This window comes from Sorangium sp. So ce426 (assembly GCF_051475585.1).
In the GTDB taxonomy this organism is placed as follows: Bacteria; Myxococcota_A; Polyangia; order Polyangiales; family Polyangiaceae; genus Sorangium; species Sorangium cellulosum_B.
Window position 1 is genome coordinate 12,311,500 of the sequence record NZ_CP150341.1, and the last position, 13,735, is coordinate 12,325,234.

The following is a 13,735-nucleotide window of genomic DNA, read 5'->3' on the forward strand; positions in this document are numbered from 1 at the left end:
CCAGGCCGCGGCACGACAGCGCGCGAGGGGTGGAGGCCGCGCTGGCGCGTCGGTCAGGCGAGCGACGACAGCGTCGCGCGCAGCTCACCGCCGTCGAATACCCAGAGCTCGCCCGGTCGTCCCATGGTCCAGGTCTCGTTCGCGGTGAGCGGGCTCGTCGCGACCACCGCGATCCGATCCTTCGGGGTCGTGACGGCCGAGAAGTCGACGCGGACATCGTCGTCGAGGAGCGTCGCGATGCCGAAGGGGGCCTTGCGGATGATGTGACAGAGCCGGGTTGCGCAGCGGGCGAAGAGGTGGCGGCCGTCGCCGAGCAGGAAGTTGAACGTGCCATCCTGGCCGAGCTCGCCGCCGAGCGCCGCGACCGCCTCCCAGAGCTCGCTGGGCCGGCGCGGATAGCCGGGGAACGAGCTGCGGAGGCCCTCCAGCAGGTAACAGAAGGCGTGCTCGCTGTCGGTCGTTCCGATGGGGTTGAAGCGGCCCAGCGCGCGGCGCCGGACGCGAGGGAGCGTGCCGTTGTGCGCGAAGACCCAGTGGCGTCCCCAGAGCTCGCGCATGAACGGGTGCGTGTTGGCGAGGAGCACGTCGCCGCGGGTGCGGCGCCGGATGTGGCCGATCGCGAGCAGCGTCTTGATGGGCGTCTCGCTGAGGAATCGCGCCAGCGGGCTCTCCGCGGCGGGGCTCGGATCGAGGAACACGCGCGCGGCGCGCCCCTCGAAGAACGCGAGGCCCCAACCGTCAGCGTGGGGACCGGTGCGGCCGCCCCGGTGCCGGAGGCCGTTGAACGAAAAGACGATGTCTGTGGGGACGTTGCACTCCATCCCGAGGAGCTCGCACATGCTCGCGGCTGGACCATATCACCCCGGGAGGGGGTCTGAGATCTCGACGGTGAGGTGCCGATGCGGCTTCTTCATCAGGGCCAGGCGGCGGCGCGGCCTCGCTCCTCGCCGCACGCTCCTGGTCAGCGACGCGGCGCGATGCGCCGGCGCGGCGCGATGCGGCGGCGCGGTTTGGCGCCCGCCGCACGATCCCGGTCGACGCCGCGGCGCGATGCGCGGCGTCAGCGATCCGGCTCGCCCTGGAGCGACGCGCGCGGGATGGAGTGGACGAGATCGATGACCGCCTTGACCGTATCGACCGGCGTCTCCGGGATGATGCCGTGGCCGAGGTTGAAGATGTGCCCGGCGCGCCCGCCGGCCTCCTCGAGCACCGCGCGCGCGCGGCGCTCGGCGACGGCGCGCGGCGCGCAGAGCAGCAGCGGATCGAGGTTGCCCTGCACCGCACGATCGTACCCGACGCGCTGCCACGCCTTGTCGAGCGGCGTGCGCCAGTCGACGCCGATGACCGTGCCGCCGGCGTCGCGCTGCGCCTCCAGGAGCGCCCCCGTGTTCGTGCCGAAGTGGATGACCGGGACCCCGGTCGCCTCGAGGTCGCGGAGGATGTGCCGCACGTGCGGCTGCACGTGCTCGCGGTAGTCGTCGATCGAGAGCGAGCCGACCCACGAGTCGAACAGCTGCACCGCCTGGGCGCCCGCGGCGACCTGAGCGCGGAGCAGGCGGCGGACGACCTCCGAGATCTTGCCCATCAGCGCCGACCACGCCTCGGGGTCGCTCCACATCAGCTGCTTCGTGAGCCGGTAGTCGCTCGACTTGCCCCCCTCGACCAGGTAGCTCGCCATGGTGAACGGCGCGCCGGCGAAGCCGATGAGCGGCGTCTTGCCGTCCAGCTCCTTGCGGATGAGGCGCACGGCGTCGAGCACGTAGCCGAGGCCCTCCTCGGGCTCGAACACCCGCAGCCGCTCGATGCCGGCCCGATCGCGCACGGGCTCGTGGATCACCGGGCCCTCGCCCTTCGCGAACTCGAACGGGGCGCCCATCGGCTCGAGCGGCAGCAAAATGTCCGCGAAGAGGATCGCCGCGTCCATCCCGAGCCGCAGCGGCTGGAGCGTCACCTCGAGCGCGAGCTCGGGCGTCTTGCAGATCTCGAGGAGCGTGTACTTCTTCCTGAGCTCCCGGTACTCGGCCATGTACCGGCCGGCCTGGCGCATGAACCACACGGGCGTGACATCGGTCGGCTCTCGCCGGCAGGCGCGCAGGAAGCGATCGTGCATGGAAGGCTCCAGGAGGGGTCGACGGGACGCCGTCGGGACGCCCCTTCATGTCCGTTCAGCCATCGCCCGGCAATGGGTTTCAGCCTATCGCCCGAACGTGGGTCGCCGGGAGCGCGGCGCGGCCGGGCCCGAGGCGGCCCGGTCGAGGGGGCGGACCCAAGCGCCGGCTCCCCCGCCGTGTAGACTACGAGTCTATGGCGCGTCCCTCCAGACCTCCCGGCTTTGACATGACGTACAGGCCCGAGAAGCGCATCGCGTTCGGGCCGCCGCTGAAGGAGCGCCTCCCGGCGCTGCTTTACCTGACCTTCGCCCTCGGCGTCTCGGCGGTGATCTTCTACGGCCAGAACGCTCCCTCGAGCTCCCGGATCTTCCACTACGTCGTCGAGGGCGATCGCCACCGGCTCGTCTCCTCCAGCGTGTGCGCCATCGTCCTGTGCGTGAGCGCGCTGGCGATGGTGCTGCGCGAGCAGATGCGGGGGGTCGTCGTGCACCCGGAAGGGATCGAGCTGCGCGAGCTGCTCACCTTCGGCGTGCCGCGCGTGCGGCGCTTCGCCTGGTCGCAGATCGACCGGATGGCGGTGCCCTCCGCGCAGGCGGGCGCCGGCGCCGCGGCGGCGGTCGGCGGGGGCGTGCCGTCGAGCAACATCCGGCTCGATCTCTGGGACGGGTCCCGCACCTGGCTGCCGGACGTCGGAGACAAGATCGCGCTGTCGGTGATGCTGGAGCGGGTCGCCCTGGCGCGGGCGATCCCGATCGAGGGGGGGACCGGGCTGATGGACGACCTCGGGAACCCCCTTCAGGACGACGGCTGAACGCGCCTAGCGCGCGCTCGCCCCGGCCTTCCGCTGCGCGAACTCCTCGCGCACGCCCTGCCGCAGCTCGGGATCGAGCAGGAGATCCGCGCACGTCATCGCCATGGCCTTGGCGGCGATCAGCATCGAGTCCTGGCCGGCGGGGCTCGCGGCGCGCTCGGCGAACGCGTGCTGGTGGCAGGTCGTCTCTCCCTTGCCGCAGATCGCGATCCACGGATGGATGGCGGGGAGCGCGTGGGACACGTCGCCCATGTCGGTCGAGCCGGTGCCGACGGCGGGGTCCATCTCGAGCGGCGAGCGGCCGAGGGCGCGCAGGTGCTCGCCGAAGCGGCGCGCCATCTTCCGGTTGTTGACCATGTTCTTGTAGCCGCCCTGATCGACGAGCGTGAGCTCGGCCCCGCTCGCCATGGCCGCGCCGCGGGCGCAGCGCTCCACGATCGCCCGCACGCGGGCGAGCTCCTCGGTGTCGAGGGCGCGGACCGAGAACTCGGCGACGGCGAGCTCCGGGATGATGTTGACCGCCCGGCCGCCGTTCTTGATGAACCCGTGCACCCGGACGCCGTCGCGGAAGTGGACGCGCTGGCCGTCGATCAGCCGGAAGGTGTCGAGGCAGGCCGTGAGCGCGCTATTGCCGTCCCACGGCGCGAGCGCGGCGTGCGACGGCTTGCCGCGGAACTGGAGCTCGAGCCAGGCGCTGGCCAGCGTGTCGTGCGCGAGCAGGTCGCGGTCGAACGGGTGGAACATCATCGCGGCGTCGACGCCCTCGAAGGCGCCCGCCTCGAGCAGCCTGATCTTGCCGCCGCCCCCCTCCTCGGCGGGCGTCCCGACCAGATCGATGGTGCCGGCCACGGCGTCCTTCTGCCGCGCCAGCGCGAGGAACGCGCCGAGCGCACCCGCCGCGATCAGGTTGTGCCCGCAAGCGTGGCCGATCTCCGGGAGCGCGTCGTACTCGGCGAGGATGGCGAGGTGGGGACCCTCGCCGCGCCCGATGCGCGCGCGGAGCGAGGTCGGCATGCCGGCGAGCCCCCGCTCGACGTGGATGCCGCGCTCCTCGACGGCCTCGGCGAGCCAGGCCGCGGCCCTGTGCTCCTCGAAGCGGAGCTCGGGGTTCGCGTGGATGCGCGCGGCGATCTCGCGGAGGTCCGGGGAGAGGTCGTCGATGTCACGCTGGATGCGGCTCGGGTCGAGGTTCATGGCGGCGAGCGATACTACTCTGGATCCGCGCGGCTCGCCCGGGCCATGGTGGCGCCGGCGGAGGAGCTCCGCCGACGCCGCCCGGTGGTGCTCGCGCGCTCGCGCATTCGCACGTTCGCAAGCTGGCACGCCGCGCGCCGCCACGCTGTCGGGACTTCTCACGGAGCCAGGACCCTCGAATGCACGGACCGCGCTGTTCTCCGCTCCTCTTCTGCTTCTTCTGCTTCTGCCCCTGCCTCGCGGCGGCGCTCGCGCTCGCTGCCTGCGACGCGCGCCCACGCGCGCGCCAGGAGGCCGGGCCGGCCGCCTCGAGCGCGGGGCCGCTGCCGGCTCAGGCCGCTCCGGCGCAGGCCGGGCCCGCCCGCGTCGCGGTCGAGGCGAGGGCGATGGGCACGAGCCTGCTCCTCGCCGCCTACACGAGCGAGGCGATGGATGAGGCGGCGATCAGGGCCCGGCTGGACAAGGCGATCGCCGAGATCCGCAGGCTCGAGGGGCTCATGACGACCTGGCGGCCGGAGAGCGAGCTGTCGCGGGTCAACGCGGCGGCCGGGAAGGGCGCGGTGGAGGTGAGCCCGGAGTCGCTCGCCGTGATCGAGAAGAGCCTCTGGATCAGCGAGCGCTCCGAGGGCGTCTTCGACGTCACCTTCGAGGCGATGCACGGGCTCTGGAAGTTCGACGAGGACATCGACGACAACGTGCCGCGCAAGGAAGACGTCGAGCGGGCGCGCGCGCTCATCGATCACAGGCAGATCACGATCGATCGCGCGCGGCGCACGGTGATGCTCGGGAAGCCCGGGATGCGGATGAGCCTCGGCGGGATCGCGAAGGGCTACGCCGTCGACGCCGCGGCGCGCGTGCTGCGCGGGGAGGGGCTGACGTCGTTCTTCGTGCAGGCCGGCGGTGACCTGTACATCGCCGGGAAGAAGCCGGACGGGTCGCCGTGGAGGGCAGGGGTGCGGGACCCGCGCGGCAAGGACGCGAACGACTACTTCGCGATGATCGAGGTGGAGGACCACGCCTTCTCCACGGCGGGCGACTACGAGCGGAGCTTCATCAAGGACGGCAGGCGCTATCACCACATCATCGATCCGCGGACCGGCTTCCCGGCGTCCGAGAGCCGGAGCGTGACCATCTGGGCCAAGGACGCGCTGACCGCGGACGCCGTCGATGATGCGGCGTTCATCCTGGGGGCCGAGAAGGGGCTCGCGCTCGTCGAGTCGATCGAGGACTGCGGCGCGGTGATCGTCGACCGGAACAACAAGGTGTGGGTGTCGAAGCGGCTGGAGGGCAAGGTCGAGGTGCTGCGGCAGCCGACCGACGGGCTGTAGTGGTCTCGGCCCGGAGGCCCGGTTTCAGGTGTTGCGCTTTGCGTGTGGGGCCAATCGTGCTCTCGGGAACTTGCGGCGTCCGCGCGCTTTCCGAGGAGCTTCGGACCATCAAACATCAAGGCGAATTCAATGTTGCAATTGCCATTCTCGGCGAGGGAGATGTCGACGCATCTGCTGAGTCGCCCGCGAATCGCGGTGTTTCAGCCTTCGAAGAGCTCGTCCAGCGTCCTGGCCGTGAGGATCCGCTCGGCCCATACCGCGAGCCGCTCCCCGGACGCAGCGAGGACCTGCTCCCGCCTCGCCTCGGGAACCTCTCCGAACCGCGCCCGGAGCTGGCGCAGCAGCACGGCGCGCTGGCCCTCGTCGAGCCCGGCGCGCCGCCCCTCGTCGAGCCCAGCGCGCCGCCCCTCGTCGAGCCCGGCGCGCCGCCCCTCGTCGAGCCCGGCGCGCCGCCCCTCGTCGAGCGCTGTCTTTCGCTCGCGGGCCTTGATGGCCTCGATCTCGGAATTGCCCTTGCGCTCCAGCGCGCGGACGACCTCACGCTCGGCCGCCGCGCCGTCGAGCAACGCGCGGACGGGGACCGGACGGACCAAGCACGGATCCTCGATCGTCGCGTCAGGCGCGAGCGGCACGAACCGCCCCTCGGCCGCCGACCACTCGGCGACCTCGTCGCGCTTGACGAAGACGGCGAAGACGCGGCGCACGCCCCGGGCGACGAGATCCTCGGCCTTCTCGCGCGCGTCCCGCATCGACTGCTCGTTGACGATCTCGAACGAGAGCTCCTCCAGATACCGGCGCCCCGTCGCCGGATCGGTCCCCGCCCTGCGGATGGAGAGGTCGGTGGCGAAATCCGAGCCCTCGGCGACGCGGGTGATGAGATCGGCCGCGCCGATGTAGCCGGGCCGAAGGTGCGGCGCGATCAGGAAATCCAGCCGCACCTGCTGCTCGGCGTGCGGCTCCAGCGCCGGCGCCGCGACGACCTTGCGCCCACGGATCAGCTCGTCGCGCGTCACCTCGGGCGCCACGAGGTGCTCATCGACGGCCGGGAAATGCGCCCGCTGAGGCTCCGCGGGGGGGAACCTCACCGCGGAGCCGCCCCGGGCGGCCGGGGCGAGCAGGAGCGCGGCGCCGGTCGGCTTGGGATCCATGCGGACAAGGCTAGCACGAAGGCGGTCGCACGAGCTTCACCACCGGGCCAGCGCGCGCCGCGGGGCCGCTCCCAGATCGGGCGGAGGCGCGCCGTCACCGCCGGTCGCTGCCCTCACCGCCCCTTGTAGACAGGCCTCCGCTTCTCGGCGAACGCGCGCAGCGCCTCCAGCCGATCCTCGCTGCGCAGCGTCTCGTCGTAGTGGACCCGCTCGATCTCGAGCCCGAGCGAGAGCGGCACGTCATAGCCGTCGTCGATCGCCCCGAGCGCCGCGGCCTGCGCGATGGGCGCGCCGCTCGCGATCGGCTCGATCCACGCGATCGCGTCGTCGACCACCGGCGTCCCCTCGGGCGACACCCGGTTCACGAGGCCCCAGGCGAGCGCCTCGGGCGCGGTGAGCCTCCTGCCGAGCAGGATCATCTCCTTCGCCCGCGCCTCGCCGATGACCCGCGGCAGCCGCTGCGTGCCGCCCGCGCCCGGGATGATGCCGAGCGACGTCTCCGGCAGCGCGAGCTCGGCGTGCGGCGCCGCCACCCGGAGATCGCAGATCAGCGCGAGCTCCAGCCCCCCGCCGAACGCGACGCCGTTGATCGCCGCGATCACCGGCTTCGGGCTCCGCGCGAGCACCCCGAGGTCCGTCCGGTACAGGCCCACCTGGCGACGGACGTCGTCGGGGCTCATGCCCTGCCGCTCCTTGAGGTCGGCGCCCGCGCAGAACGCCTTGTCCCCGGCGCCCGTGATCACGATCGCGCGCACCTCCGGGTCGTCCACGAGCTCGCGCCCGAGGCGGCCGAAGGCGAGCAGCGCGTCCCGGGAGAGCGCGTTGCGGCGATCCGCCCGATCGATGGTGAGCACCGCGACCGCGCCGCGCCGGTCGAGCTTCACGGGAGTGGCTTCCGACATGGAGCCTGCCTAGCCGACCGCGGCGGCGCGGCAAAGAGGCTCGCTCACTTGGCGTCGGCCGCCTTCTTGACCTTGGCGCTCGCCGCCTCGAGCTTGCCCAGCCGCGCCTTGATCTCCGCGTTGTCGCGCCGCAGCGCCTCGAGCTCGTCCCGCAGCCGATCCAGCTCGCGCTTGCCCGTCCCGCCGAGATCGCGCAAGACCTCGCGGATCCGACGCCGCACCCGCCCGTCGAGATCGCGGTCGAGCTGCCGCTGGAGCGCGCCCCGCGCCCGGCCATCGCCGAGATCGCCCAGCGCGCGCGCGACGTCGACCCGGAGGTACGGATCCGGCTGATCGAGGAGCTCCTCGAGGAGCTCGCGCGTCCGCCGATCGCTGGAGAGCTTCGGCAGCGCCATGATCGCGGCGCGCCGCCCCCGCGTCGGGACGCCGTAGCGCGTGCGGGCCGTCAGGTGCGGCACGGCGCGCTCGTCCCGCAGGTTGGCCAGCCCGTCGATCACGCCGCAGCGGATGACCTCGCCCCACGAGGGGCGATCCAGGAGATCGACAAGCGTCTCGAACCCCGAGCTCTGCCGCGTGGCCCCGAGCGCGCGCGCCGCCTCGGCCTGCACCAGGTAGCTCGCGTCGCGCAGGGCGAGCTTGCCGAGGACCTCCGCCGCCTTCGCCGATCGGAAGCTGCCGAGCGCGCTCGCGACCGCCCGGCGCACCTTCGGGTGCTCCACGCCCGCGCTGCCCTCGAGCAGCGCGAACGCCGCGCTCGACTGGAGCGCGCCGAGCGCGGCCGCGGCGGCGGCGCGCACCCCCCAGAACTCGCTCGCGTCCGAGAGCGACTGCCCGAGCGCCCGCGCCGTCGGCGGGTCGTCGCGCCGCGAGAGCGGCTTCGCCGCGAGCATGCGGCCGCGCGCCGTGGGCGCGTGGGCGAGCTGCGCCCGCAGGAGATCGCCGGGCGCGTCGACCCTGACCTCCCCCAGGATCCTGAGGTCCGGATCCACCACCACGAAGCGAGGCCGCCGCGGGAGCGGGATGACGAAGGTGTGCGCCGCCTGATCCACGCGCCGCACCTCGCGCCGCGTGATCGAGGCCTTGCCCTCCGTGAAGCCGAAATCGAGCACCAGATCGAACGCGAAGACGGGCGGCGTCGAGGCGTCCGGCTGGAGCGCGTGCTCCCGGCTGGGCTGCCCGGCCGCCTGCGCCTGCTTCACCGTCACGGTGCACTGGTCGCCCTCGATCTCGATCTTCACGTCGAGCTCGGGGTGCCCGGCGCGGAAGACCCACTGCTCGAAGAAGCGCTCCAGCGATTTGCCGCTCACGTCCTCGAGCGCTCGGGCGAGATCCCGTGTCTCCACCACCCCGCGCGCGTGGCGCGTCAGGTAGGTGCTCACCCCGCGCCAGAAGAGCTCGTCTCCGAGCTCCCGGCGGAGCAGGTGGAGCACGAGCCCGCCCTTCTCGTAGAGGTGTCGATCGAAGACGTCGAGCGGCGCGTCGTAGTCCTGACAGACGATGGGCCGCCGGTACCGCCCGCGCGCCTCGCCAAGGTACGAGTCGAGATCGGCCTTCAGGCCGTGATCGTACTCGTCGGCGCCGAGGTGGTGCTCCCGATAGACGTGCTCCATGAACGTCGCGAATCCCTCGTTGAGCCAGCCATGCGACCAGTCGCGGCAGGTCACCAGATCGCCGAACCACTGGTGCGCGAGCTCGTGGGCGATGAGATCGTCCGACGAGATGTCGAGCGCCGCCCGCTCGTCGAGCAGGATGTGCTCGTACATCGTGGTGGCGGTCGTGTTCTCCATCCCTCCGAAGATGAAGTCGCTCACCACCACCTGCGCGTAGCGGCGGAAAGGGTACTTGACGCCGAGCTTCTCGCTGAAGTGGCGGATCATGTCCGGCGTGCGCGCGAACGTGCGGCGGCCGTCCTCCTCGCGCCCCTTCGGCACGAAGTACGCGAGCGGGATGTCGAGCGCCGCGTCGTCGATGCGGGCGAACTCGCCCGTCACGAGCGTGAACAGGTAGCTCGGGTGAGGCTCGTCCAGCCGGTAGTGATAGACGCCCTCCTTCTGCGATCTCGCGTCGCTCACGAGCTCGCCGTTCGACAGGCAGTACCAGCCCGGCGGCACCTGCGCGCGGAGCTCGGTCGTCTGCTTGATGTGGGGCTTGTCGATGCACGGGAAGATGTGGCGCGCGTCCTCGTCCTGGCACTGCGTCCAGACCTGGCGCGGGCGGTCGGGGACGTGCTCGTCCGGCTGGAGGAAGTAGATCCCCCGCCGCGGCGTCGCCCGGTACCGGACCAGGATCGACACCTCCGCCTCGTCGAGCGGCACGGCGACGCGGATCGTCTCGCCGTCGTACGTGTGCTCGGCCGGGTGGAGCGCGCCGCTCGCCGCCTTGCCCGCGCCGCGCCTGGGCTTCGCGGCGCGGCCGGCCCCGGCGCTGATCTCGACCGCCTCGAGGTCGAAGCCGATCGCGTCGAGCGCGATCTCGCGCGCGCCGGGGTCGACGCGGACCGCGTCGAGCCGCGCCGTGCCGCGGATCGAGCGCGCCTCGACGTCGAGCGCGAGATCGAGGGCGATGTGCCGGATCGTGAAGGGGCGCGAGCGCTCGTAGACGCGCCTCGTCCCGGCCAGCGTGAAGGGCCGCGACGCGGCCGCGAACTCGGACGACGACAGCACGGAGCCGCAGGCGCAGCGCGAGTGGAGCCGGTACTCGATGGACATCTCCGCGGAGTTTCCCCGCGCGGCGCCCGGCGCTGCAAGCAAGAACTCGTGCGCGGGGGCGGGCCGCCGGGCAGATCAGCCCGTCTTGAGGCCGTCGAGCACCTCGAGCGCCAGCTCGTACTTGCCGAGGGGCGGCATCAGGTAGGCCCCCTGCACCCGGTCGCGCACCGAGAAGAGCATCTCGCGGGCGATCTTTACCCCCTCCTTGCGCGCCTCGGGGCCGGCCGGCACCTTGCGCATGCGCTCGCGGATCTCCTCCGGAATCTGCATGCCGGGCACCTCGTTGTGGAGGAACTCGGCGTTCTTGTGGCTGACCAGCGGCAGAACGCCGACGAGCACCGGCATCCCCAGGTGCTCGATGCGCCGCAGCACCTTCTCGAGCAGATCCTGGTGGAAGATCGGCTGGGTCATGATGATGTCGGCCCCCGCCGCGCGCTTCCGTTCCAGACGCGCGATCTCCTTGTCGAGGTCCTGGGCGCCGGGCTCGAGCCCCGTGGCGAGCAGGAACGACGTCTTGCCGCCCGGGATCGGCTTGCCGGCCGGGTCGAGGCCGCGGTTCATCGTGCTCGCCATGTGGAGCAGCCCGATGGAGTCGAGGTCGTAGACGGCGGTCGCCTCCGGGTAGTCGCCGACCTTCGGCGGATCGCCCGTGATGATGACGAGGTTCTTGATGCCGATCGCGTGGGCGCCGAGCAGGTGCGCCATCTGGCCGATGAGGTTCCGGTCGCGGCCGCAGACGTGCAGGATCGGCTCGATGCCGTAGCGCTGGACCAGGAGCGAGCAGAAGGCGAGGTTCGTCATCCGCGCCGTGGCGCGCGGGCCGTCGGCGACGTTCACGACGTCGACGCCGCTGTCGATGAGCATCTTCGCGGCGCTCAGCGCGCTCTCGGGGTTCAGGCCCGGCGCCGGGTTCACCTCGACGGAGACCACGAACTTGCCCGCGGCGATCTTCGCCGCGAGGGGGCTCCGCTCGCCGAGCGGCGTGGGCTCGAGCCCCGTGGGCGCGTCCATCGTGATGTGCGGGCGCGCGGCGGCCTCGGGCGCGGCGCCGCCCCGGAGCATGCGGGCCGACTTGGCCATCCACCGGACGTGCTCCGGCGTCGTCCCGCAGCAGCCGCCGATCATCGCCGCGCCGGCCTGGATCATGCGGCGGGCGAAGACGTCGAAGTACTCGGGCGTCGCCATGTAGAGCTGGCGGCCGTCGACCGTGCGGGGCAGGCCCGCGTTCGGCTGCACGCAGAGCGGGAGCCCCGCGGTCGCCATCCGCTCCGCCATCGCGAGCGACAGCTGCGGGCCGTCGCCGCAGTTGACGCCGAGCAGCTCGACCCCCCAGTCCCGCAGCGTCCGCGCGACGCGCTCCGGCTCGCTGCCGTCCGCCGCGACGCCGCTCGTGTCGAACGTCATCGACGCGAGGAGCGGGAGCCCCGGCGCGGCCGAGCGCGCCGCGTCGATGGCGAGCTTGATCTCGTCGAGGTGGCGAAATGTTTCGAGGATCAGGAGGTCCGCGCCGCCCTCGGCGAGCGCGCCGGCCTGCTCGGTGAACGTTGCTGACGCGGCGGCGAGGTCGTCGCGCGTGGCGACGCCGGGCACGAGCCCCGTCGGGCCGATCGAGCCGGCGACGTACGCGTCGCCGCCCGCGATCTCGCGCGCGAGGCGCGCGCCCGCGAGGTTGAAGTTGCGGACCTCGTTGACGAGCCCGTACCGCTCGAGCCGGAACCTGTTCGCGCCGAAGGTGTTCGTCTCGATGACGTTCGCGCCCGCCGCGACGTACTCGGCGTGGATCTTCTTCACGAGATCGGGGCGCGCGACGTTCAGCTGCTCGAAGTTCTGGGTGACGAACACCCCGCGCTCGTAGAGCAGCGAGCCCATCGCGCCGTCGAACACGAGGATCGAACGCCGGAGCGCGTCGAGGAATGGGGCCTCTGGTCTCGTGCGGGACATGGGGCGCATCGTAGGGGCGCTCCGGCTTCTCAGGAAGGGGGGCTCGACGCGGTTGACGGCGCGGCGCGGATCTCGGTAGGGCAGTTCTCGAGATGAGCACGCCCCGATGGCTTCAAGCATTCGCCCTGGCGGTCTCCGCCGCTGCTCCGCTCCTCGCCGCCCCGTCCGAGGCGCGCGCCTGGCATCCGCCGGTGCACCGCTCGGACGCAGGCGTGGATCTCTACATGTGGAGCGCCCGCTTCTACGGCACGTCGCTCGCCGCCGTCCCGTTCGTGCAGTTCGAGCCGACGCCGGATCTGTTCATCAACCTGAAATTCCCGCTGGCGCTCTCGTTCGACGGCCCCGGAGACGCCGAGGATCTCGACCGCCAGTCGCGCGCCGCGCTCGGCAACCCGACGTTCACGATCTACTACTCGGACATTGCCCGCAAGCTCACCTGGTACGCGGGCGGCCGCGCCGGGCTGCCGCTCGGCGCGGCCGACGGCATCGACTGGCACGTGGCCAGGGGCTACAGCGCGTTGGCGATGGCCTGGTACGATCTGCACCTGTGGGCGGCGAACTCGCTCCCGGTCGGCGGCCTGGGCGGCATCGAGTACCGCTTCGGGAGGTCGTTCGTGCTCCGGGCGGGCGGGGACCTCACGTTCTTCATCCCGGTGGGGGACGGCGTCCGGCGCGGCTTCATCGACGACTCCGACGATCTCGAGGCGGTGTTCCAGGCCAAGGTCGAGCCCGAGCTCCAGAGCCGCTCCGGGTTCGGCGGCGGCGTGGCGCTCCAGACGGTGTGGGTGCCGTCGTCGGTCTACGCCGACCGGGGGCAGGTCTCGCTGCTGCCGTATTTCGTGTACGACAGCCAGAAGAGCTTCTTCATGCGGGCCGGCCTGCTCCTCGCGCTGGACGAGCCGCTCGGGCCTGCGTTCGACAGGGATCGGGTCGCGTCCCTGTATCTGCAGTTCGGCGGGCACATCGACTAGCGTGCCGGGCGGTTCGAGAGAGCGAGAGATGAGCCGGACATGACCCGTCGCCGTGCCATCGCCTGGGGCGCCGCCATCGTCGGCGCGCTGGCCCTCGTGCTCGTCGTGGTCAAGTTCGGCCGGTTTCCGCCGGACACGACGCCCGAGGGCGCCTATCTCCGCATCGCGAACAGCATCGGCGTCAACGATCCGCGCGCGTGCTTCGCGTACCTCGAGGACCGGGCGCAGCACGCGGCGTACACCATCCGCGACTACCGGCGGAAGGCGAGCGAGCGGATCGAGGCGAGCTATCCGGAGGCGGAGCGCGCGCGCCTGCTGGAGCAGTACCGCGCGCACGCGATGGCCGAGGACGGGGCGGACGTGTGGGTCGACATGGCCACGAAGCAGGGCTTCGTCGCGCGCCTCCGGCGCGACCTGTCCGGCATCGGCAAGGTGGAGGTGACGGGCGAGCGGGCCACGGTCGAGACGGCGCGCGGCACGCGGTACCCGTTCCGGCGGCGCGACAACGGCATCTGGGGGCTCACGCTGTTCACCGCGGACCTCGTGGCCGAGGCCGAGCGGGCCGCGCGGGACTGGGACGTCGTGGAGAAGGCCGCGCTCGACTACGAGCGGGGGCGGTGA

11 protein-coding genes are annotated in these 13,735 nt (G+C 72.2%); 4 read left to right on the plus strand and 7 right to left on the minus strand.

All coding sequences use genetic code 11. From position 1 onward, the window contains the following. Window positions 1-53 precede the first annotated feature (53 nt). Together WMF44_RS46235 and hemE are read right to left on the minus strand one after the other, a co-directional pair. Complete coding sequence (locus WMF44_RS46235; RefSeq protein WP_437296423.1) at window positions 54-839, minus strand: class II glutamine amidotransferase; 786 nt, start codon at window positions 837-839, stop codon at window positions 54-56. Between the two features lie 221 nt (window positions 840-1,060). Beyond that, window positions 1,061-2,110: a uroporphyrinogen decarboxylase gene (gene hemE / locus WMF44_RS46240; protein WP_437296424.1), complete on the minus strand. Its 1,050-nt coding sequence runs from the start codon at window positions 2,108-2,110 to the stop codon at window positions 1,061-1,063. Between the two features lie 227 nt (window positions 2,111-2,337). Between hemE and WMF44_RS46245 the strand changes: the two genes are divergently transcribed. After that, window positions 2,338-2,922, plus strand: a complete 585-nt coding sequence (locus tag WMF44_RS46245) for a hypothetical protein (RefSeq protein ID WP_437296425.1) — start codon at window positions 2,338-2,340, stop codon at window positions 2,920-2,922. Window positions 2,923-2,928: 6 nt separating this feature from the next. Here WMF44_RS46245 and WMF44_RS46250 read toward each other — a convergent pair whose 3' ends face one another. Beyond that, complete coding sequence (locus WMF44_RS46250) at window positions 2,929-4,116, minus strand: M20 family metallopeptidase (protein WP_437296426.1); 1,188 nt, start codon at window positions 4,114-4,116, stop codon at window positions 2,929-2,931. 179 nt (window positions 4,117-4,295) lie between these two features. Here WMF44_RS46250 and WMF44_RS46255 point away from each other — a divergent pair, with 179 nt between their 5' ends. After that, a complete protein-coding gene (locus WMF44_RS46255) occupies window positions 4,296-5,444 on the plus strand; it encodes an FAD:protein FMN transferase (RefSeq protein ID WP_437296427.1) in 1,149 nt (382 codons plus the stop codon). 200 nt (window positions 5,445-5,644) lie between these two features. On the opposite strand, the gene WMF44_RS46260 is transcribed toward WMF44_RS46255, so the two are convergent. The 4 genes from WMF44_RS46260 to WMF44_RS46275 all read right to left on the minus strand — a co-directional run bounded on the left by WMF44_RS46260 (window position 5,645) and on the right by WMF44_RS46275 (window position 12,143). Next, window positions 5,645-6,592 carry a hypothetical protein gene (locus WMF44_RS46260; protein ID WP_437296428.1) on the minus strand — a complete coding sequence of 316 codons (948 nt, stop codon included), beginning with the start codon at window positions 6,590-6,592 and terminating at the stop codon, window positions 5,645-5,647. 113 nt (window positions 6,593-6,705) lie between these two features. Next, window positions 6,706-7,494 (minus strand): enoyl-CoA hydratase-related protein, encoded by a 789-nt coding sequence (locus WMF44_RS46265; RefSeq protein ID WP_437296429.1) that lies wholly within the window; start codon window positions 7,492-7,494, stop codon window positions 6,706-6,708. Window positions 7,495-7,538: 44 nt separating this feature from the next. After that, on the minus strand, window positions 7,539-10,202 hold the full coding sequence (locus tag WMF44_RS46270) for a M1 family aminopeptidase (RefSeq protein WP_437296430.1): 2,664 nt from the start codon (window positions 10,200-10,202) through the stop codon (window positions 7,539-7,541). 75 nt (window positions 10,203-10,277) lie between these two features. Beyond that, window positions 10,278-12,143, minus strand: coding sequence for a bifunctional homocysteine S-methyltransferase/methylenetetrahydrofolate reductase (locus WMF44_RS46275; RefSeq protein WP_437296431.1), 1,866 nt, complete (start codon window positions 12,141-12,143; stop codon window positions 10,278-10,280). A gap of 92 nt (window positions 12,144-12,235) precedes the next feature. Between WMF44_RS46275 and WMF44_RS46280 the strand changes: the two genes are divergently transcribed. Next, window positions 12,236-13,114, plus strand: coding sequence for a hypothetical protein (locus tag WMF44_RS46280; protein WP_437296432.1), 879 nt, complete (start codon window positions 12,236-12,238; stop codon window positions 13,112-13,114). A gap of 39 nt (window positions 13,115-13,153) precedes the next feature. After that, window positions 13,154-13,735 (plus strand): hypothetical protein, encoded by a 582-nt coding sequence (locus WMF44_RS46285; protein ID WP_437296433.1) that lies wholly within the window; start codon window positions 13,154-13,156, stop codon window positions 13,733-13,735.

What these genes read in the sequence shown, in the direction of transcription:
- WMF44_RS46235 (WP_437296423.1), bottom strand. Translation starts at nt 839, where the DNA reads ATGTGCGAGCTCCTCGGGATGGAGTGCAACGTCCCCACAGACATCGTC.
- hemE (WP_437296424.1), bottom strand. Translation starts at nt 2,110, where the DNA reads ATGCACGATCGCTTCCTGCGCGCCTGCCGGCGAGAGCCGACCGATGTC.
- WMF44_RS46245 (WP_437296425.1), top strand. Translation starts at nt 2,338, where the DNA reads ATGACGTACAGGCCCGAGAAGCGCATCGCGTTCGGGCCGCCGCTGAAG.
- WMF44_RS46250 (WP_437296426.1), bottom strand. Translation starts at nt 4,116, where the DNA reads ATGAACCTCGACCCGAGCCGCATCCAGCGTGACATCGACGACCTCTCC.
- WMF44_RS46255 (WP_437296427.1), top strand. Translation starts at nt 4,296, where the DNA reads ATGCACGGACCGCGCTGTTCTCCGCTCCTCTTCTGCTTCTTCTGCTTC.
- WMF44_RS46260 (WP_437296428.1), bottom strand. Translation starts at nt 6,592, where the DNA reads ATGGATCCCAAGCCGACCGGCGCCGCGCTCCTGCTCGCCCCGGCCGCC.
- WMF44_RS46265 (WP_437296429.1), bottom strand. Translation starts at nt 7,494, where the DNA reads ATGTCGGAAGCCACTCCCGTGAAGCTCGACCGGCGCGGCGCGGTCGCG.
- WMF44_RS46270 (WP_437296430.1), bottom strand. Translation starts at nt 10,202, where the DNA reads ATGTCCATCGAGTACCGGCTCCACTCGCGCTGCGCCTGCGGCTCCGTG.
- WMF44_RS46275 (WP_437296431.1), bottom strand. Translation starts at nt 12,143, where the DNA reads ATGTCCCGCACGAGACCAGAGGCCCCATTCCTCGACGCGCTCCGGCGT.
- WMF44_RS46280 (WP_437296432.1), top strand. Translation starts at nt 12,236, where the DNA reads ATGAGCACGCCCCGATGGCTTCAAGCATTCGCCCTGGCGGTCTCCGCC.
- WMF44_RS46285 (WP_437296433.1), top strand. Translation starts at nt 13,154, where the DNA reads ATGACCCGTCGCCGTGCCATCGCCTGGGGCGCCGCCATCGTCGGCGCG.